The organism is Bacillus sp. RE35 (assembly GCF_052146655.1).
GTDB classification, from domain to species: Bacteria; Bacillota; Bacilli; order Bacillales; family Bacillaceae_G; genus Bacillus_A; species Bacillus_A cereus.
On record NZ_CP197377.1, the window covers coordinates 456,678 to 476,492 of the forward strand.

A 19,815-nucleotide genomic window follows, 5' to 3' on the forward strand; every position below is an offset into this window, starting at 1 on the left:
TAATAATAAAAGTAATAATAAACAAAAGAGCAGTTCGCATCCAAAGCATAAAACGAGTAGCAGTGCGAACGGTCATAATAGCTATCACTAAAAAAAACGGGTCCTCTATGAGGGACCCGTTTTATTTGCTTCCTTTTAGTAATCGTAAGCCATTCAAAATGACAAGAATCGTACTTCCTTCATGGCCAATAACACCGAATGGAAGAGCTAAAAATTGCAAGAAGTTTGAACAAATTAGCATGGCAATAACGGCTAGCGAAAAGATTACGTTTTGCTTCACAATACGATTCATTCGTTTTGATAGACGGATCGCTTGAGAAAGACGAGATAGTTCGTTCTTCATCAGTACAACATCCGCAGTTTCTAAAGCTACATCTGTTCCTTCTCCCATTGCGACACCAATGCTAGCAGTAGCTAGTGCAGGTGCATCATTTATACCGTCTCCGACCATTGCTACTGTACCGTATTTTTCTTTTAACTTTTTAATCGTTTCAACTTTTGTTTCTGGTAAGCATGATGCGTAATATTCCTTTATATTACTTTCAGAGGCAATTGCTTTTGCCGTTTCTTCATTATCTCCAGTAATCATAATTGCTTCGACACCAATGCTTTGTAAATCACGAATAGCAGCTATTGTTTCTTGGCGAAGCGTATCTTTTAAAGCGATAAGTCCAAGAATGCCTCCCTCATCACTAATATAAACGACAGTTTTACCTTCCTTTTCAAGTGAGGCAGAAATACCATTATGAAATGTTTTTGTTTCTTCACCGATAAAATCAGCTTTACCTATTTTATAAGCGTTGTTTTCGAATATTCCTTTTAGCCCAAAACCAGTTACATCTTCAACCTTTTCTGGTTTTTTTAATGTAATGTCGTACGCATGTTGTGCATATTTAACAATAGATTCAGCCAAAGGATGTGTAGAGTGACTTTCAATTGATGCTGTAATAGAAAGTACTTCTTTTTCTGTCATATTTTCTCGAACATATATATCTGTTACGGTAGGTTTTCCTTCTGTTAATGTTCCTGTTTTATCAAAGGCGATTGCTTTTACTGAAGCGAGACGTTCTAAATGTATGCCACCTTTAAAGAGAATCCCATTTCTTGCTCCGTTAGAAATGGCTGATAACGTTGCTGGTGTAATGGCAGCAACGAGCGCACAAGGAGATGCGACTACAAGTAAGATCATAGCGCGATAAAACGTTTCATTCCAGCTCCAGTCAAGTAAGAAATGAGGAACGAACATCATAAGCGCAACAACGAGTAGTACACCTTTTACGTATGTTCCTTCAAACTTTTCAATGAATAGTTGTGATGGTGATTTTTCACTTTGTGCACTTTGGACGAGACGGATAATCTTTTGGAATAATGTTTGATCGCTCGGCTTCGTAATTTTAACTTCGATAGCACCACGTAAATTTACAGTACCGGCAAATACTTCATCGCCATGTCTTTTCTCATTTGGAATAGGTTCTCCTGTGATTGCTGCCTCATCGATATTTGTTTCACCGTTATGAATCGTACCGTCAGCAGGAACACGTTCACCGGGTTTAATTAAAATAATGTCGTTAATTTGTAACTCTCCAACAGGAACACGTTCCTCAGTTCCGGTGGAAATACGTAATGCTTCTTCAGGCTGTAAGTCAAGAAGAGCAGAAATTTCTTTTTGGCTCTTACTTAACGTATAAGATTCCATAGCACCGCTGAGTGCAAAGATGAAGATTAAAATAGCCCCTTCTGCCCAGTAGCCAATAATTGCAGCACCAATAGCTGCAAAGAGCATTAGCATTTCAACATTTAGCTCTTTTTCTTCAATCGTATCTTCAATTCCTTCTTTTGCTTTTGCATATCCACCAACTATATAAGCAAGGATATAGCAAGTAATACCTACATTCATTGCATCGTTCTTTGTAAATAACCAACCAACTAAAATAAAAATACCAGATGCTACTGCAAATACAAGTTCATAATGTTTTTTTAATGTGTCCCATAAAGAGGGATGAGAAATTGTTTCTTTTGCGTGTAACGTTTTTACTTCTGAGTTCATTACTACTCGCTCCTTCCGAATTCTTATTGAGAAAAATAATCAAAATCGAAACCCCTATAAAACGACGAAAGCTGCCATCCATAATGGATAGCAGCATTTCTGTTGAATCTGTTTTTAATCGTTCTTATGTTGTAATTATTCTATAGTATATCATATGTTTTTATGAGATGGTACGGTTTTGTTTCAAGTATAAACGGAAAACTTGTGTTTTCGCAATTCCTTTGGTATATATGAATATTGTTCATAAAAAGGTCGGAAAGGAAGACAACAAGTGAAGACAGAGAAATTTTTTACCCATCCGATTGGCGTATTTATTGCTGCAATAGTAGCAACTTTTTTATGGGGAAGCGCATTTCCTTTTATTAAATTAAGTTATGTTGAACTTGGAATTCAACCACAAGAAGTTGGAGAGCAAATATTATTTGCCGGTTATCGTTTCTTTTTATCTGGATTCATGCTCTTATTATTCTTTAAAGTGTTAGGAAAAGATATGAGCTTCAAAAAAGGAACGGGGAAACAGTTAATACAAATTGGTTTATTCCAAACGTTTCTTCAATATATCTGTTTTTATATTGGAATGAGTTATAGTTCGGGAATTGAAGGAGCTATCATTTCAGGGACATCATCATTCTTTCAAATTTTACTCGCCCATTTTTTATATAAAGATGATGCCCTCAATATGAGAAAAATAATTGGCGTATCGATTGGCTTTTGTGGCGTCGTTTTAGTAAATATGCCGAGTGATGGTAGCTTATCATTTCATTTTGGAATTGGAAGCTTATTACTTCTTAGTGCAGCAATGCTGTATTCATATGGAAACATATTAGCGAAAGAAGGTAGTAAAACGTTAGATGTTGGCTATATGACAGCATACCAAATGATGTTTGGTTCTATAGGATTATTATGTATAGGGGCTTTACAAGTTGGATTAATGCCATTTACATTTAGTCTACATGCACTAATTATGCTGATTTATTTATCTTTCTTATCTGCAGCTGGTTTTTGCATTTGGAATACAATTATGAAGTACAATAAGGTTGGAAAAGTATCTATGTATATGTTCTTTATACCTGTATTTGGTGTGTTATTATCGAGCATGATTTTAGGTGAAGCAATTCATTCATTTGTGTTACTCGGTTTAGCATGTGTAGCCGCGGGAATTATTGTGGTAAATCGGACGCCAGCTAAGCAAAAAATAGAGAAAGAAAAACAAGTAGCATAGAAAGCAGAAAAGCGATTACAATGGAAGAACAGTACTGTTCTTCTTTTTTTATAGAAAAAGGATAATAGACTAAGTGTAACGAAAAAAGATACAAAAAGCATTTATTGAGGAGAACATATTATGAATCTACTTTACGTGGTGTTAATTGGGCAAATACTTCTTTTTTTAATTGGTGCAATTTATGCAATGCGGCAGACAAAAAGAACGAAAGATAATATGCCGTTACCTTTAGCAATCCGTCTTATTCTTAGTTTTTCTTTAACAGGTAGTGCAATTTGGATATGGTTACAAGATCCATCTGTAGAGTATAGTACGTGGGTTGCACTTGGTATGACTTTATCGACTGTGGGAGATTTGTTTATGGCTGGGCTGATTCCAATTGGTCACAGGTTAATTGGTGGGATGGTTACTTTCGCTCTTGCTCATTGTTTTTATGTAAAAGCATTTTTGCAAACAGGAATTTCGTGGAATGGTTTTTGGATTGGCTTACTCGTATATGGGCTCTTTCTAATTGTAGGATGGTTCTTCTTTATCCGAAATGATAAACAGGATAAATTGTTTACGATAGGAGCTCTAATTTACGGATTGTGGGTTGGAGGAATGGCTTGCTTTGCATTCGCCTTATATTATGAAAATACAGGAATATGGTGGATACCAGCGTTTGGTGGTTTACTGTTTGTGATTTCTGATTTTATTATTGGCGTGACAGATATCGGAGGACGTAAATTGAAGTATGAGCCACTTTGGATTTGGTTTACATATGTAGCTGCTCAAATGTGTATTGTATATGTGGGATTATAAAAAGATACTCTCAAAATAGTGAATAGACTATTTTGAGAGTATCTTTTTTGCTTGTTTAATTTGATCAGTATTACCATTTTGAAATTTCTAATATTATAATTTTATAATTCAGAATTTTGTAGAAAATTATCAGTCGTATTATTTATAATGAAAGTAAAAAGATGATGAGTTGGTGAAATGATGCAAAAGAAAAAACGTTGGCGTGAATTCTTTGGAACTATTGCAATTGCATGTTTATTGGTGTTTTTGGCGAAAATTTTTGTGTTTTTTCCGACGAATGTAAAAGGAGCATCCATGAGGCCGACGTTGCAAGATGGAGATAAGGTGATTGTTAATAAGCTAGCAAAACAATTTGAAAGCTATGGGAGAGAAGATATTATTGTTATGAAAACAGATAATTTTTATGTCAAAAGAGTGATTGGATTACCTGGAGATATAATTGAGATGAGAAATGATCAATTATATGTAAATTCTGAAGTGAAAGATGAAGAGTATTTGGATAGTAATAAAAAACAAGCAGAAAAAAAACTTATGAATTTAACAGAGGACTTTGGACCAATTACAGTTCCCGAAAATAAGATTTTTGTTATGGGAGATAATCGCTTAATAAGTAAAGATAGTAGAAATGGTTTAGGTTTTATTGATAGAGAAGATGTGTTAGGAAAGTTAGCAGGCATTTATTATCCGTTTGAACATATGAAAATAATAAAGTAAAAAACCAAGCAAATTTTAGTTTGCTTGGTTTTTTTTGTTAAACAGTAGGAGATTCGTTTGATACAAAAATATCTTCATGTTTCTTTGTAGTACTTAAAACGAATTTATGTTGTAGCAATTGTAGTTTAAATAACGCCAAAGGATCATGATATGTTTCTGGATTGCTTCTTAGCGTTGCTAATGTTTGCTCGTCTTCCTTTATCTCAAGTTGAGCTGCATCTACATTTTGTTTCAATATATTAAGTGGATCTTTGAAGAACATCATGATATCACGTTCTAATGCACCTTCAAATACTTCAAATTGAAGGAAGAATTGTTTTGAAATTGTGTGAGCAATTTCTGTATAGTCTTCTGTTTCAATATATTGTTTATATTTGTTGGCGAGCATAGATTGGTTTTTTTGCATATTACCAAATAATTTTCCGGCACTTTTTAAGAAAAACTGTGTCGGTGTAAAGCGTAATAAAATATTGATGTTCGTTACTGTAATTCGATTTGTCATTCGTACAACATCTCGATTCCAATCATCTAATAATTTGAAATCGCAAGGAAGTTTCATACGTTCTTCTTTATATAATTTATTAAACGTTTCACTCATTTCATCTAAATAAGCTTGAGCTTGAATAAATTCATTATGTGCTGTTTCAATCCATTCTTGAATAGACCCAGTAAATTTAGGAAGAAGTACCTGTTGTACATGCTTTTGAACTCGTTCATTCATTGCAGCATTTAATTCTTCATGAACTAATTTGAAATCACTATCTTCTTGAACAAGATCAGAGCAGCTCTGTAATAATTCAGGAATTTGAGAATGTATATCTCGTGTAATTTCTTCTTTCGTTAAAAGATAGGATTCGGTAATAGAACGAATTTTATCTTTTTCAAGAGCAGTAAGGTTATTAATAAATCCAGTAAGTTTCACTGAGATGTGTTTATTCCAGCGTACGGATTTTACTAATGTATTTTCTAATTCCACACGTTCATTTATGAGATAAGCAATTGTCTTTTGCGTAAACCATATTAGCTTTTCTATACGTTCTTTTTCTATATCGCGTTTTGCAAGATTAGAAAGAATAGATTCTGTTACATCTCCAAGTTGCTGGCTACTCTCTTGCGAAGGAGAGTATGGGAAGAATTGTGCATCTGGAAAATGTACTTTAAGTTTACTAATTAGTTTTTCATCAGTAGTCGTATTATTTGTGTGTGATACGAAGTGAATTTGTAAGTTTGGTACTTGTTCACGTAAATAAATTAACGTATCAATTTCTTGACTATGCAATGGTGAAGAAGAATTTAATACGTATACAAGGCTATCTGCTGCTTGTAAGTATTCAAAGTATGCATTGTTTTTATCCAATTGTCCTTGAATAGATGGTGTAATAAGAAATGTAAACTTATTTTTTCTTAAAAACCTACTTGGTAGCTTAATTTCTATACATTTTTTCTCAAGTTCTGACTGAGCAGATGTAGCCGTTATTTGATGGAATTCATCAAGGTTAGGGATATTTCTTATATCTAACTCGGTAAATTCTGTTATTTCAGTTTGACTAGCGTCTTTAAATAGAATAGGAGTTGTTAAAGTTTCAGTTAAGATGTTCTCTCCCAATATTGAATTAACAAATGATGTTTTATCATGGTCACTAGTTCCAGCTATTAGTATTGGTGTGACATTTAAATCACATAGTTCATGGACGAGTAGCGTAAATTGATGACTTAAATCTACATCATTTTTCTCAGCCCATACAGCGATTGTTTCGAATAAATGAGAAACTGTTTCCATATTTACATCTGCTTCAGCTGATGTATTAGAAAGTAAGGATCCAGCACTTTTTACGAGTAATGATTCTAAAGTTGTAGGTGAGACTTCATTCCATGCTAACACTGCTGCAGAGACAACTAGAGAATCTTTTGCTTTCGTTAAACTGAACCAATTTGTTAATAAATTTGGTACAAGTCCGTTTAATTCATGCATAAAATGATTTCCGGTAATTAATGCAAAGTATGTTTCTTGGTAGCGAGTAGAGATTTCATTCCAATCGTCATTATTGTCTGTTTCAATATGCAAGAATAAATGATTAATACTTTGAATCCAAGGAAGGTATAAGGATTCATGTTGATAGCTATTCCAAAGAGCAATAACAAGTTCTTTAAATTGAGCTTGATCAACAGCATATAGAGCTTTTAAAGACTCATAGAAATATTCAGGCTTAATATTTTTTGTAAATCCTTTGTTTATGTAAGTTATTAACGTATCAAACCAGTGTAAAGATTGTGTTCGGATACCTTCTTGAACAGCTAGTTCGATAGCGTTGTTCCAATCTTCTTGTTTTTCATAGAAAGAACGTGCAATTGCAGTAATATTTGGGTAATCCGGTTGGAATGCAACAGCTTCACTAATCGTCTTAAAAGCGAGTCCTAAACGATCTTGTTCGATATAAAGAGAAAGAAGTTGTAAGGAAACCTCCATCGTAAGAGTCGTATCTTCCGTTTGAATAGATTGATAAATTTCTTCTGCCTTTGGTAAGAATCCTAGTTCAAAATAAGCATCTGCAATATTTTTTGTCGCCCAAAGTGCAAGAGCATTATTTACTTTTTCCCATTTAAATATAGCTGCTTCAAAATCTTTATTTTGATAATAAAATTCACCTTGAGCAAATCGAATATTAGAAATGTTGGAGAATTCATTTTTAGATTCATTTATATATGCTTCACCGAGTACTTCCGATGCAGGAGTAGAAGTTTCTTCTGTTAAAAATGTTTTATAGTAAACTTTTTGAATAAATTGATTTTCAATGGTCATGTTCGTTCCCCCCTGTATAATTTAGAAAAATGATGTTGTATGTAAAAGGGTGTATGTTCTTTTAATAGGTAGAAGTTGCATTATATAGACCAAACTATGTTTTTGCTAGATATATCATTTTTCTTGAGAGTTAAACCGTTGCGAAAAGTAACTTTCCTTTATTGTAACAAAAAAACACGCATATGAATTTTTATTTTTTATCGGGTTATTTGCGGGCAATAAGAATCTAATCTCAAAATTGGTGAATGTAAGTGGGTTATGTGGAGTCGGGATGTCTGTAAAAGCAAGATTGGCATAGGTTAATAATTAGTAGAGGATGAACAAAACTCCCACTGAGTAAAGTTTTTCTTTATCTCTGTTAAAGGAAAGAATAGAAGTAGAGTTCATTATAAAAACAATGTATAGTGAATATGTATACCATGTTTGCCTTAAAGATAGAAAGGGTACAATGTGGAATAACGACCGTGCATAGGATGTGTCTTCCGAATGGAACAACATATTGGCGAGTTAATCGCGCATTATGGCTATTTTGGAATTGTTATAGCTTTGGCTGGTGGGATTGTCGGATTACCGATACCAGACGAGTTTTTATTGACCTTTGTTGGTTATAATGTTTCAAAAGGAGTTATGTCAGGAACTGCTGCTTTTTTAAGTGGGATGGCTGGTGCGATGTTAGGGATCACGTTAAGCTACATATTAGGTTTAAAACTTGGGCTCCCTGTTTTAAAGAAATATGGGCCGAAAATTAGAATTAAAGAACATCACATTGAAAAAACACATATTTTATTTGAAAAATATGGGCCATTTCTTTTAATGATTGGTTATTTTATACCGGGCGTACGTCATTTAACAGCATATTTTGCTGGGGTATCAAATTTGACACTTTGGCGTTTTTGTTTGTACGCTTACGGTGGTGCGCTCATTTGGATAAGTGTTTTTATTGGGCTTGGCTGGAAGTTAGGCGAGAAGTGGCGCTTCGTTGAGTATAGTTTACATCATTATGGAATATGGATTTTATTAATTTCAGCAGTTGTTACATGTGTTGTATGGTTGTACATAAAGAAAAAGAAAAACCGCTAATAGCGGTTTTTTTAGCTGAAAGCAATAAATAATACACCAGCTGTAATAAAGACTACACCAACGCCGGTCATAAAGTTTAACTTTTCACCGAGGATAATCATAGCGAGAATGATAGAAAATACGACGCTTAATTTATCGACAGGAGCTACTTGTGAAACCTTTCCTGTTTTGAGGGCAAGAAAATAAAATAGCCATGAAGAAGCACCTGCAATCCCACTTAATGTGATAAATAGCAGTGCTTTTTTATTTAGCAGTACGTCGCCGATATTTTGAAATTTACCTTGTATGATAATAACGCCTATCATAAATAATGCCATAATAATAGATCGAATTGTTGTTGCAACGTTTGCATCGATGCCGTCTAAACCAAACTTTCCAAAAATCGATACAAGGGCAGCAGCAATTGCTGATAATAGTGCAAATAAGAGCCACGAACTCATAGTAAAATTCCTCCAATCTTACAGTATTATACATGAAAATGATTCTCATGTATAAAGTTGAAGCAATTGAGCTTATAGGAAGCATGACTTCAACTTAACTTCTTGCTCCACCTGAATTTTAAGGTGGGAGTTTTACTGCCTGTAAATAGTGGGCTAAATAGCGAAATAATCCCCACCTTATATTTTTAATAAGGTGGGGATTATTATACTACTCTGCAATTTCCTCATATAAAAAGTACGTTACATTATAAATATGTTCTACTTCATCGTCTGTCATAAACAGTAATTCGTCACGCTCAATCCCTTTTTTCTTTTCAATAAACTCAATCATGTTTTTGCGTTCTTCTCTCTTCATCAATTTTATTTCTCCTCTCAATCTGTTTTAATACAGTTTATTTAAGTTAATGCTATTATATAACAGAATCTTTAGAAAGTTCCACCTATTTTATTGTTTTTTTCAAAAGAACTTTTCGACAAAACAAGCCCACCTAAGGGGGGCTTGTTTTATTTTATAGTCGTAAAAACTCAGGCTCCGTCGTACCGGCACCATCGATGTAATAAATTGTGTCGGGGTTGATTTTTATCAATACGTAATTAGGGTCTTCAGGGCCGAGTAACCAACGTTTTAAGCTATTATTCCAAAACTTGTTTTTTAATGTCGAGTCTTCCTCAATTGAAGCCAATCCTTCAACTTCAATATAATCTTCATCTAATTTTTTCCCTTCTCGTCCGAGTAGTACATGGACATTAGGATTTTGTTCAATATCTGTTATCTTTTTTGATTGTCGATCTGTTGCAACATACAGTACAAAATCTTCATGGAAAAACATCATAAAGGCGCTATGAGGTTTCTCATTTCGTACTGTAGATAATACACCAGTACGTTGACCTTGAATAATAGTTGCGATTTTTTCTTTTAAGTGCATAATTTTAACCCCTTTTCACAATTTATAATTCTGTCTGTTTAAACAAGATAATTTAAATATCTTTCATACTGTTTTCTTCAATCCGATTTTTTAAACGTAATTGTGATGAAATCGGACAAGTTAGGAGAAGAATAATAATAATATTGAGGAGAAATACATACGATGGAAGGATGAAAAACATGTTTAATAAAATATTTCTTATAGTAGCGCTTATAGGTGTACCACTATCTGTACTTGGAAAAACACTTCATTGGCCAGAAACAATTATGTTCGCTGTGTATTGTGTTACGATTATCGCATTAGCTGGTTTTATGGGTAGAGCAACAGAGAGTCTAGCAATTGTTTCTGGTCCTAGAATAGGCGGATTATTAAATGCTACTTTCGGTAATGCTGTTGAACTTATCATTTCAATTTTTGCACTTCAAGCAGGGTTAATTGAAGTGGTGTTAGCTTCTTTAACGGGATCTGTACTTGGAAATTTATTATTAGTAGGAGGGTTATCCTTCTTTGTTGGAGGTCTTAAATACAAAAGACAAAGTTTTAATGTATATGATGCAAGGCATAATTCAGCTTTATTAATATTTGCTGTTGTTGTGGCCTTTGTTATTCCAGAGATCTTTTCAATGAAGATGGACGCTGGCAAGACGTATCAATTAAGTATAGGTGTTTCTATTATTATGATTATCATGTACCTTGCTGCATTACTATTTAAGTTAGTTACGCACCGTGGTGTATATCAACATAAAAGTGACGAAGTAGCGCATGAAGAAGAGCCAGAGTGGTCGAAAGGGAAGGCGCTACTTATTTTAGCGATAGCAACACTAGCGGTAGCTTATGTGTCAGAGGCACTCGTGCATACTTTTGAAACTGTTGCAAAGTCATTTGGCTGGTCAGAGTTATTTATAGGGGTTATTATCGTTGCAATTGTTGGGAATGCAGCGGAACATGCGTCTGCAATTATTATGGCTTATAAAAATAAAGTAAATATTGCAGTTGAAATTGCAATAGGCTCTACATTACAAATCGCCATGTTTGTTGCTCCTGTATTAGTATTACTATCTATGTTCTTCGCGCAAAGGATGCCTTTAGTATTTACCATACCAGAACTTGTGTCTATGATTACAGCCGTTTTCTTAACGATTGCGATTTCCAATGATGGAGATACAAACTGGTTTGAAGGAGGCACTTTACTAGCGGCGTATGTCATTATGGGAATTGGTTTTTATTTATTATGAAAAATAGGCATAACAATTGCGCTCAGAGAAAACAATAAACGAAGTAGTATATATACCTACATAGGAAGGAGCCAGACAGGTGAAACGAGTATACAGCATATGTCTTTCAACTATGGTCTCGTTTATTTTATTATTTCCTAACATGAGTTTTGCAAAGACAACAGTAGGAACAAAAATGCCTTCATCTGTTTTAAATATTTCAAAAGACAATACATTTCCAAATGATGCGCAAGATTTGCCACGTTTACAACCAAGTAAATTTGCTCAAGAGCTATTGAAAACGGCTAATATTAAAATTGAAAATCCAGACTTAATTCGGATGTTTAATGAAACGACAATTTCAAATGCGCCACTTGCAGTAGGGTATCGGGCAAAAATTTATTTAGGTCAATGGGCCTTACATTATGAATCAGTAGACACATCGATTAATTGGGAATATAAACAAGTGAATCGAAATGTGTATGATAATCGCGGAGGAGACCGTTTATATCCACTTCGCTATAAGCAAGAAACACAAAAGACGGTTGAAGGCGATTTAACAGCAGATATGAAAGATGCTGCAGATGTGAAAAAAATGATGCTTCTCAAAGCACTTGAAAAAGTACAATTACCTCTTTCGTTTAAGACAACTATTGGTTATGGTACTGGACATGAGCGTGTGTATAATATTAGTCCGAGTCAACTTGGATATTTATACGCTTATACACCAGCAGTAAATGAAAAGGGAAAAGTAACATTTGGAGAAGTGTATCTTGTATTAAAGGGAAATCAAAAAAGACTTGTTGTGAAAAATATTACTTCTCAAGGAATTGGAGCGGCAATTCCAATTCATGATCATTTGTTTTTTAAATTTATTTCTTCTTCTCACTCGCAATAACATAAAAAACGTCAGCTTATAAGCTGACGTTTTTTTTATAATGTAATGTTTGCTGTTTTTGATAAGAAATCTTCTGTCGGATAGTAGCTGTTTTTTACAAGAACATTTGGTCCAAGACATTTTACTGCAGGACAGTGGCAGCTTAATGATTTTGCTGTTTTTGAAGTGCTCCATTTTTCATACGCTTCTTGTAATGTGTTTGTTTGTATGTTTCCTAGAAGTGGAACATCACCAAAGTCCGTCACAATAATATTTCCATCGAAAATATTTACATTTAAACGAGAACGGCCATCTGGATCATTACGAACAGTTACATTTTTGCTCTCTTGCAATTTTTTAAATGTAGCTATGTCTTTTTCGTCATCGCTACAAGCATAGAAAGGTAAAGTTCCAAATAGCATCCATACATTTTCATCGCGAATTTCTAGTAAATGTTCAATCGCATCACGAATTTCAGCTTTTGTTAAAATCTCTAGATTACTCGCGAAGTCACTTGGATACATTGGATGAACTTCATGACGTTTACAGCCCATCTCTTCGACGATTTGGCGGTGAATATGTTCAATATGTGGTAGAGTTCTTTTGTTTAGCATTGTTTCGGCCGATACAAGTACACCTGCATCTGATAGAGCCTTACTATTTGTAATCATTCTTTCAAATAATTTTGCACGTTGTTCGTAAGTAGGCTTACGCTCCATCATTGCAAATCCGCCTTCAACGAAGTCATCAATTGTTCCCCAGTTATGAGATATATGCAATACGTCTAAATAAGGAATAATCTGTTCGTAACGTGCTAAATCTATAGTTAAGTTAGAGTTGATTTGAGTGCGAACGCCTCGTTCATGGGCATATTTTAAGAGTGGTGTTACATAGTTGTCGACGGATTTTTTTGAAAGCATAGGTTCGCCGCCAGTAATACTTAAAGAACGTAAATGAGGAATCTCATCTAATCGTTTTAATAAAAGATCCATCGGAAGCGGATTTGGGTCTTTCGGCTGTAACGTGTAACCAACAGCGCAATGCTCACAGCGCATGTTGCATAACGTCGTCGTTGTAAATTCAACATTTGTTAATAGTAGTTTGCCGTACTCTTCAAGGTCCATATACGCTTCCCATGGATCGTAAGAAGGAGTAATCGGCTTCATTTTTTGTGATATCGTCATATGAAATACTCCTTTGACTATTGAAATAACAATTTGTCCATTCTCTATAATAGAAGAATATGTGCTTTTTATAAAGTGAAACTTTTTAGCATGGAAAGAGAGAGGGCTTACATTATAGTGGATGACTGTGACAAAATTGATGAAATTTCATGCCCATAGCAATCGTTTTTGCGGTATAATAAAAGCAACTCGAATTAAAAGGAGAGTGCCTTCATGGGAAAAGCAATTCAAGATAAAGATACACAATTAGTATATTTAAAAGAACGTTTAAATATGTTCATTGAAGTAATTGATACAATTGAACCTGAAGAAGTAGAATTAGAAGATGTAGATCGTCTTCTTGCAATGTTAGATGAATTAGAATTAAAATGTGAGCAATTTAAAAAAGACGAATAATATATTAAAAAGGCTACCAATTCCAATTTGGTAGCCTTTTTCTGTTCGGGTAATAGAAGGACGATAGAAAAAGAGGTATAATCAAGTTGTGAAAAATTTCATTTATGCTCTAATAGCGTGAAACAAATAAATAGCTAAAGAGCATAACAATTGAATTTTCAGCTCATAACGTTTTGGTAGCGTTCACAATTGAGGGGGAAGTAACAATGGAAAAGCTTCAAGAAAGCATGTATCAACTAATTGTTGAAACGTCAACGAACTTACCGAAAGATGTTCGTCGTGCGATTCAACAAGCGAAAGAGCGAGAAAATGCAGGGACTCGTTCTGCGATGGCACTTGGCACAATTACAAATAATATTAAAATGGCTGATGATAACATCTCGCCGATTTGCCAAGATACAGGGATGCCAACGTTTAAAATTTATACACCAGTTGGTGTGAATCAATTAAAGTTGAAGGAAGCTATCTATAATGCGCTTGAGCGGGCGACAAAAGATGGTAAACTTCGTCCCAATTCTGTTGATTCTCTTTTTGGAGATAATAGTGGAAATAATTTAGGACCAGGTACACCGGTGATTAAGTTTGAACAATGGGAAAAAGATTATATTGATGCACGTTTAATCCTAAAAGGTGGTGGCTGTGAGAATAAAAATATTCAATATAGCTTACCGTGTGAACTAGAAGGACTTGGACGAGCTGGCCGTGATTTAGAAGGGATTCGTAAATGCCTTCTTCATGCAGTATATCAAGCACAAGGGCAAGGATGTAGCGCTGGTGTAATTGGTGTTGGTATCGGGGGAGACCGCACATCAGGTTATGAATTGGCAAAAAATCAATTATTCCGTACATTAGATGATGTCAATCCAGTACCAGAGTTACAACATCTTGAAGAGTACGTATTAGAAAATGCGAATAAGCTTGGCATTGGTACGATGGGATTTGGCGGAGAAACAACTTTACTTGGTTGTAAAATTGGCGTCTATAATCGTTTGCCAGCTAGTTTCTATGTATCTGTTGCGTATAATTGCTGGGCATATCGTCGCCTTGGTGTGAAAATCCATCCTGAAACAGGAGGCATTATGGATTGGCTATATCAAGAAGGTGAAGATACACTTCAGTATGAAGTACAAGAAAAAACAGAGCAACGTGAGATTGTATTACAAGCACCAATTACAGAAGAGCAAATTCGTGAACTTCGCGTTGGTGATGTTGTAACAATTAATGGCATGATGTATACAGGTCGTGACGCAATCCATAAGCATTTAATGGATAATGATTGTCCAGTAGATTTAAATGGACAAATTATTTACCACTGTGGTCCAGTTGTTGTGAAAGATGAAAATGACAATTGGCAAATTAAAGCGGCAGGTCCAACGACAAGTATTCGTGAAGAACCGTACCAAGGCGATATTATGAAGAAATTCGGTATTCGCGCTGTCATTGGAAAAGGCGGTATGGGTGCGAAAACATTAGCGGCTTTAGAAGAACACGGCGGTGTATATTTAAACGCAATCGGTGGTGCAGCGCAATATTATGCTGAATGTATTAAAGAAGTGAAAGATGTTGATTTCTTACAATTTGGTATTCCAGAAGCAATGTGGCATTTACGTATCGACGGGTTTAAAGCAGTTGTAACGATGGACTCTCATGGTAATAGCTTACATGCAGATGTTGATAAAACATCACTTGAAAAATTAGCTAGCTTTAAAGAGCCAGTATTTAAGTAAATAAAAAATGCATCTCGAATGATTCGAGATGCATTTTTTTGGTATATATAGAAAAACATGTTCAGCATGAAAGAATGTGTAGCAACAGAAACTACAAGTACGATTATATATGGAAAGGAGACTATTTATGAAATATAAATGGTTATATATCGGTCTCATTTTTTCAATTATGATGGCACTTGTTCCAGTTTCAGCACTGGCTTATACAAATACTCCACATAACTGGGGAATTCCGCGTCCTAAAAATGAAACAGTACCAGATGCAGGAAAGTTATATACAGATTTACTACAAAAAAATGGCGGGTTTTATTTAGGAGATACGAAGAAAAAAGATATTTATTTAACATTTGATAATGGATATGAGAATGGATACACAGGGAAAATATTAGATGTATTAAAAGAGAAAAAAGTACCAGCAACTTTCTTTGTAACGGGGCATTACATTAAAACACAAAAAGATTTATTGTTAAGAATGAAGGATGAAGGACATATTATTGGAAACCATTCTTGGAGTCATCCTGATTTTACAGCGGTAAATGATGAGAAACTTCGTGAAGAATTAACAAGTGTAACGGAAGAAATTAAAAAAGTAACTGGGCAAAAAGAAGTGAAATATGTACGTCCTCCGCGCGGTGTATTTAGTGAAAGAACGTTAGCTCTTACGAAAGAAATGGGCTATTATAATGTATTTTGGTCACTTGCATTTTTGGATTGGAAAGTGGATCAGCAAAGAGGATGGCAATATGCGCATAATAATGTTATGACGATGATTCATCCAGGATCTATTTTATTACTTCATGCAATATCAAAAGATAATGCAGAAGCACTTGCGAAAATCATTGATGATTTGCGCGAGAAAGGGTATCATTTTAAAAGTCTAGATGACTTAGTAAAAGGCAATCAACCGTAAGCATGTATGCTTACGGTTTTCTCATGCTATAATGATGTGTAAAAAGGATGGGGAAACGTATGTGGAGCGAACATGTTACGTTAGAGTATCCGTATCATTTTGAAGAAGTATTAAAACGTTTATCTTTTGATCCTCTTAACGTCATTCAATTAGATGATAAAGTTATTTATATCCCGCTTTGTATAGACGAGGAACAGGTTGTTGTTCGCTTACAAGGGATTGGTACTGTTCAAAATCCACAGTTTTGGATTTCTAGTCAGACAGGAGATCCAGAGAAAGTCATGAAACGAATGAGGGCCATTTTTCATTGGAATGAACCGTTTCAAGATATACAAAATCATTTTTTAAACACATCATTACGTCCACTATTTGAAACATATGCTTATACTCCAATTATTTTAGAATTTGATTATTTTGCTTGTCTGCTTCGCTGTATCATTCACCAACAAATAAATTTGAAATTTGCTACTGTGTTAACAGAACAATTTGTGAAACGGTATGGAACAGAGAAGAACGGTGTATTCTTTTTCCCCACTCCGGAAATAGTAGCAAATATTTCAATAGAAGAATTGAGAGAGCAGAAGTTTAGTCAGCGAAAGGCTGAATATATAGTAGGATTAGGTCGAAGTATTGTCAGTGGTACATTAAATTTAGCGAGTATAGAAAATGGGACGGAAGAAGACATTTCAGCACAATTGTTGCCAATTAGGGGAATTGGTGCATGGACAGTGCAAAACTTTTTAATGTTTGGGCTTGGACGGAAAAATATGTTCCCGAAAGCGGACATTGGGATTCAGCGTGCAGTGCAAGGTATATTTCAATTAGATGATAAACCTGATGATGCATTTTTAGAAAAAGTGAAACAAGAGTGTGAACCATACTGCAGTTATGCAGCGTTATATTTATGGAAAAGTATAGAGTAGAGGTGTAATAATGATACAAAAGCAACATGAGAGTAAGTTGGAAGTTGGTCAAACGTTTCCTGTGACAATTAAACGTCTTGGGATTAACGGAGAAGGCGTTGGTTATTTTAAGAGACAAGTTGTTTTTATTCCAGGGGCATTACCAGGAGAAGAAGTTGTTGCAGAAACAACGAAAATTCAGCGTGGCTTCGCTGAAGCGAAAGTGAAAAAAGTTCGTAAAGCTTCACCGCATCGTGTGAAAGCACCGTGTCCAGTATATGAGGAGTGTGGCGGTTGTCAGCTGCAACATTTAGATTATAAAGAACAATTGAATCAAAAGCGTGATATCGTTGTACAAGCATTTGAGAAGTACATGAAAAATAGTATGGAAGAGAAAATTCGCCCAACGCTTGGCATGGAAAATCCATGGCATTATCGTAATAAGAGTCAATTACAAGTGGGGCGTAAAGACGAAAAGGTTATTACAGGGCTGTATAAACAAAACTCACATCAGTTAATTGATATCGCTCACTGTATGATTCAACATAAAGCAACGAATGAAGCGACAAAAGTTGTAAGACGTATTTTAGAAAAATTAAATGTTTCTATTTACAATGAGAAAAAACAAAAAGGTTTAGTACGCACAATTGTAACACGTACTGCAGTTCAAACAGGGGAAGTACAAGTTACACTTATTACAACAAAAGAAGAATTACCAAATAAAGAACAATTTATTGCAGAAGTACAAAAACAGATGCCAGCGGTTAAATCAATTATGCAAAATGTAAACTGGCGTAAAACATCTGTTATTTTTGGCGACAAAACATTTAAATTAGCTGGAAAAGAAGTCATTCAAGAAACACTTGGCGATTTATCATTTGAATTATCAGCACGTGCATTCTTCCAGTTGAATCCAGAGCAAACAGTTGTTTTGTATAATGAAGCGAAAAAAGCAGCTGCGTTAACAGGAAACGAGAAGATTGTGGATGCGTACTGTGGTGTTGGTACAATCGGTCTTTGGCTTGCAAATGATGCAGCGGAAGTACGTGGTATGGATGTAATTCCAGAAGCAATTGCAGATGCAAGAAAAAATGCAAAGCGTCACGGATTTACAAATACGAAATATGAAGCAGGTAAAGCTGAACAATGGTTACCGAAATGGGTAAAAGAAGGATGGCGTCCAGATGTAATTGTTGTCGACCCACCACGTACAGGTTGCGATGATAAATTACTGGAAACAATTTTAAAAGTGAAGCCGAAACAAGTTGTGTACGTGTCTTGTAATCCTTCTTCATTAGCACGTGATGTACAAGCATTAATGAAGAGCTATGAAGTGGAGTATGTGCAACCAGTTGATATGTTCCCGCATACTGCGCATGTTGAGAATGTAGTTAGATTAAATTTGAAATAAGAAGGATTAAAAATGTTGATGTGGTTAACTACATCAACATTTTTTGTTATGTTAGTAGATAAATCACGTTACGTAATCAATATCCATACTTTCTGTATGGATTATATGAAATTATTTGCTGCACTCAAAAAAAATTTGTAAAAATATACAGTGTTCAGATTGTATAGACCACTCTGTATTAATAAATTACAATATGGATGTAACATAGCAAATTTGCTATAGAAAATAAGCTAAAAGGGAGAAGATTTATGAAAAAATGGTTGGCATTATTTGTTTTTGGGATGGTTTCTTTATTTGCAACTTCTGCACATGCGGAATCATATGAAACAACAAAAACATTAAAAGTATATGAAAGTCGTAGTTTTAATTCGCCTGTGAAAAAAGAACTGCAGCCAGGAGAAAGGGTTTATGTTACAAATCAACATCCTAGTGGATGGTGGAAGATAAGTGGTGGATTTATCGCACCAGAGGGCGCTAAAGTAGAAATTAATCGAACTTTTGAAGCTTTTGATTGGATTAATATGGACAGTGCGAAGTACGTATTTAGTCCTCAAACTGTTATTGCACGTGATGGTACACTAAGAGGTGAAATTTTGATTGATACATATTTGGGGCAGAAGTGGACAAGTGTAAATGGAATGCCACAAATAATGAAGCAGAATTTTGCAGCATACAGTAGCCCTGAAGCTAAAAATCCAGATGCTTGGTTCGCTCCACAAACGGTTAATATTTTGCAGACAAAAGAAAACGGTTGGTCTTTAATTAATACGTATTTAGGGCCAAAGTGGATTGTTCGTTATCCACACGTGGAACATATTAATCGTGATTTTTATGCATACAATGAACCTAAGTACATGCATCATGGTGTGAAATTCTCAGCCCAATCTGTAAGAGTACTTCAACAAGGAGAAAATGGTTGGAAGAAAATTAAGGCTGAGGTTGGAGAAAAATGGATTGCGCCACAAGGGTCTTATTACCATGTCCCAAATGTGTTTACAGCATTTGATCAACCTTTCGGTAGAGCAATCGGCACTTTTGCACCACAAACGGTATTTGTAGTTGAAGAATCTACAACATCATTTGGTTGGTTAAAAATTAGAACATACTTAGGAGATTCCTGGATTCGAACGAATCGTAATTAGTAAATAGATTACTTTATTCCTT

At 34.9% G+C, this 19,815-nt stretch carries 18 protein-coding genes; 12 read left to right on the forward strand and 6 right to left on the reverse strand.

Annotated elements, in window-relative coordinates; all coding sequences use genetic code 11:
- Positions 1-121: 121 nt before the first annotated feature.
- Entirely contained in the window at positions 122-2,047 is a 1,926-nt protein-coding gene (locus ACTL4X_RS02380; protein WP_086692286.1) for a heavy metal translocating P-type ATPase, read from the reverse strand.
- A 271-nt stretch (positions 2,048-2,318) separates the two neighbouring features.
- On the opposite strand from ACTL4X_RS02380, the gene ACTL4X_RS02385 reads away from it, so the two are divergent.
- The 3 genes from ACTL4X_RS02385 (at position 2,319) to lepB (ending at position 4,784) form a co-directional block, all read left to right on the forward strand.
- Complete coding sequence (locus ACTL4X_RS02385) at positions 2,319-3,269, forward strand: DMT family transporter (RefSeq protein ID WP_000845701.1); 951 nt, start codon at positions 2,319-2,321, stop codon at positions 3,267-3,269.
- A gap of 120 nt (positions 3,270-3,389) precedes the next feature.
- Complete coding sequence (locus ACTL4X_RS02390) at positions 3,390-4,070, forward strand: lysoplasmalogenase (RefSeq protein ID WP_001051080.1); 681 nt, start codon at positions 3,390-3,392, stop codon at positions 4,068-4,070.
- 177 nt (positions 4,071-4,247) lie between these two features.
- Positions 4,248-4,784, forward strand: coding sequence for a signal peptidase I (lepB, locus tag ACTL4X_RS02395; protein ID WP_000983303.1), 537 nt, complete (start codon positions 4,248-4,250; stop codon positions 4,782-4,784).
- Positions 4,785-4,821: 37 nt separating this feature from the next.
- Here lepB and ACTL4X_RS02400 read toward each other — a convergent pair whose 3' ends face one another.
- The gene (locus tag ACTL4X_RS02400) at positions 4,822-7,584 is read right to left on the reverse strand and encodes a tetratricopeptide repeat protein (protein WP_000151418.1); all 2,763 of its coding nucleotides are present in this window, start codon (positions 7,582-7,584) and stop codon (positions 4,822-4,824) included.
- A gap of 486 nt (positions 7,585-8,070) precedes the next feature.
- Here ACTL4X_RS02400 and ACTL4X_RS02405 point away from each other — a divergent pair, with 486 nt between their 5' ends.
- On the forward strand, positions 8,071-8,664 hold the full coding sequence (locus tag ACTL4X_RS02405) for a DedA family protein (RefSeq protein WP_000434878.1): 594 nt from the start codon (positions 8,071-8,073) through the stop codon (positions 8,662-8,664).
- Positions 8,665-8,675: 11 nt separating this feature from the next.
- Here ACTL4X_RS02405 and ACTL4X_RS02410 read toward each other — a convergent pair whose 3' ends face one another.
- The 3 genes from ACTL4X_RS02410 to ACTL4X_RS02420 form a co-directional block, all read right to left on the reverse strand.
- Positions 8,676-9,104 (reverse strand): EamA family transporter, encoded by a 429-nt coding sequence (locus ACTL4X_RS02410; protein WP_000100295.1) that lies wholly within the window; start codon positions 9,102-9,104, stop codon positions 8,676-8,678.
- 208 nt (positions 9,105-9,312) lie between these two features.
- The gene (locus ACTL4X_RS02415; RefSeq protein WP_000817786.1) at positions 9,313-9,459 is read right to left on the reverse strand and encodes a BH0509 family protein; all 147 of its coding nucleotides are present in this window, start codon (positions 9,457-9,459) and stop codon (positions 9,313-9,315) included.
- A gap of 154 nt (positions 9,460-9,613) precedes the next feature.
- Complete coding sequence (locus tag ACTL4X_RS02420; RefSeq protein WP_000550220.1) at positions 9,614-10,030, reverse strand: pyridoxamine 5'-phosphate oxidase family protein; 417 nt, start codon at positions 10,028-10,030, stop codon at positions 9,614-9,616.
- Positions 10,031-10,209: 179 nt separating this feature from the next.
- Here ACTL4X_RS02420 and cax point away from each other — a divergent pair, with 179 nt between their 5' ends.
- Both cax and ACTL4X_RS02430 read left to right on the forward strand, forming a co-directional pair.
- A complete protein-coding gene (gene cax / locus ACTL4X_RS02425; protein ID WP_000482137.1) occupies positions 10,210-11,265 on the forward strand; it encodes a calcium/proton exchanger in 1,056 nt (351 codons plus the stop codon).
- Between the two features lie 79 nt (positions 11,266-11,344).
- Positions 11,345-12,142 (forward strand): YfkD famly protein, encoded by a 798-nt coding sequence (locus ACTL4X_RS02430; protein WP_002083605.1) that lies wholly within the window; start codon positions 11,345-11,347, stop codon positions 12,140-12,142.
- 35 nt (positions 12,143-12,177) lie between these two features.
- Here ACTL4X_RS02430 and yfkAB read toward each other — a convergent pair whose 3' ends face one another.
- A complete protein-coding gene (gene yfkAB, locus ACTL4X_RS02435) occupies positions 12,178-13,305 on the reverse strand; it encodes a radical SAM/CxCxxxxC motif protein YfkAB (RefSeq protein WP_000156016.1) in 1,128 nt (375 codons plus the stop codon).
- Between the two features lie 213 nt (positions 13,306-13,518).
- On the opposite strand from yfkAB, the gene ACTL4X_RS02440 reads away from it, so the two are divergent.
- From ACTL4X_RS02440 to ACTL4X_RS02465, 6 genes are all read left to right on the forward strand, one after another.
- Positions 13,519-13,701, forward strand: coding sequence for an SE1561 family protein (locus tag ACTL4X_RS02440; protein ID WP_000513558.1), 183 nt, complete (start codon positions 13,519-13,521; stop codon positions 13,699-13,701).
- 206 nt (positions 13,702-13,907) lie between these two features.
- Entirely contained in the window at positions 13,908-15,428 is a 1,521-nt protein-coding gene (gene fumA / locus ACTL4X_RS02445; protein ID WP_441394978.1) for a class I fumarate hydratase, read from the forward strand.
- A gap of 127 nt (positions 15,429-15,555) precedes the next feature.
- Positions 15,556-16,338: a delta-lactam-biosynthetic de-N-acetylase gene (gene pdaA / locus ACTL4X_RS02450; protein WP_000875956.1), complete on the forward strand. Its 783-nt coding sequence runs from the start codon at positions 15,556-15,558 to the stop codon at positions 16,336-16,338.
- A gap of 59 nt (positions 16,339-16,397) precedes the next feature.
- Positions 16,398-17,261, forward strand: coding sequence for a DNA-3-methyladenine glycosylase family protein (locus tag ACTL4X_RS02455; protein ID WP_086403640.1), 864 nt, complete (start codon positions 16,398-16,400; stop codon positions 17,259-17,261).
- Between the two features lie 10 nt (positions 17,262-17,271).
- A complete protein-coding gene (rlmD, locus tag ACTL4X_RS02460; protein ID WP_000615207.1) occupies positions 17,272-18,651 on the forward strand; it encodes a 23S rRNA (uracil(1939)-C(5))-methyltransferase RlmD in 1,380 nt (459 codons plus the stop codon).
- A 248-nt stretch (positions 18,652-18,899) separates the two neighbouring features.
- Entirely contained in the window at positions 18,900-19,793 is an 894-nt protein-coding gene (locus tag ACTL4X_RS02465) for an S-layer protein (RefSeq protein ID WP_000758930.1), read from the forward strand.
- The last annotated feature ends 22 nt before the right edge of the window (positions 19,794-19,815 follow it).

Bases quoted from the DNA above. Each gene is read 5' to 3' on its own strand.
- ACTL4X_RS02380 (WP_086692286.1), bottom strand. From the start codon at position 2,047: ATGAACTCAGAAGTAAAAACGTTACACGCAAAAGAAACAATTTCTCAT.
- ACTL4X_RS02390 (WP_001051080.1), top strand. From the start codon at position 3,390: ATGAATCTACTTTACGTGGTGTTAATTGGGCAAATACTTCTTTTTTTA.
- lepB (WP_000983303.1), top strand. From the start codon at position 4,248: ATGATGCAAAAGAAAAAACGTTGGCGTGAATTCTTTGGAACTATTGCA.
- ACTL4X_RS02400 (WP_000151418.1), bottom strand. From the start codon at position 7,584: ATGACCATTGAAAATCAATTTATTCAAAAAGTTTACTATAAAACATTT.
- ACTL4X_RS02405 (WP_000434878.1), top strand. From the start codon at position 8,071: ATGGAACAACATATTGGCGAGTTAATCGCGCATTATGGCTATTTTGGA.
- ACTL4X_RS02410 (WP_000100295.1), bottom strand. From the start codon at position 9,104: ATGAGTTCGTGGCTCTTATTTGCACTATTATCAGCAATTGCTGCTGCC.
- ACTL4X_RS02415 (WP_000817786.1), bottom strand. From the start codon at position 9,459: ATGAAGAGAGAAGAACGCAAAAACATGATTGAGTTTATTGAAAAGAAA.
- ACTL4X_RS02420 (WP_000550220.1), bottom strand. From the start codon at position 10,030: ATGCACTTAAAAGAAAAAATCGCAACTATTATTCAAGGTCAACGTACT.
- cax (WP_000482137.1), top strand. From the start codon at position 10,210: ATGTTTAATAAAATATTTCTTATAGTAGCGCTTATAGGTGTACCACTA.
- yfkAB (WP_000156016.1), bottom strand. From the start codon at position 13,305: ATGACGATATCACAAAAAATGAAGCCGATTACTCCTTCTTACGATCCA.
- ACTL4X_RS02440 (WP_000513558.1), top strand. From the start codon at position 13,519: ATGGGAAAAGCAATTCAAGATAAAGATACACAATTAGTATATTTAAAA.
- fumA (WP_441394978.1), top strand. From the start codon at position 13,908: ATGGAAAAGCTTCAAGAAAGCATGTATCAACTAATTGTTGAAACGTCA.
- pdaA (WP_000875956.1), top strand. From the start codon at position 15,556: ATGAAATATAAATGGTTATATATCGGTCTCATTTTTTCAATTATGATG.
- ACTL4X_RS02455 (WP_086403640.1), top strand. From the start codon at position 16,398: ATGTGGAGCGAACATGTTACGTTAGAGTATCCGTATCATTTTGAAGAA.
- rlmD (WP_000615207.1), top strand. From the start codon at position 17,272: ATGATACAAAAGCAACATGAGAGTAAGTTGGAAGTTGGTCAAACGTTT.
- ACTL4X_RS02465 (WP_000758930.1), top strand. From the start codon at position 18,900: ATGAAAAAATGGTTGGCATTATTTGTTTTTGGGATGGTTTCTTTATTT.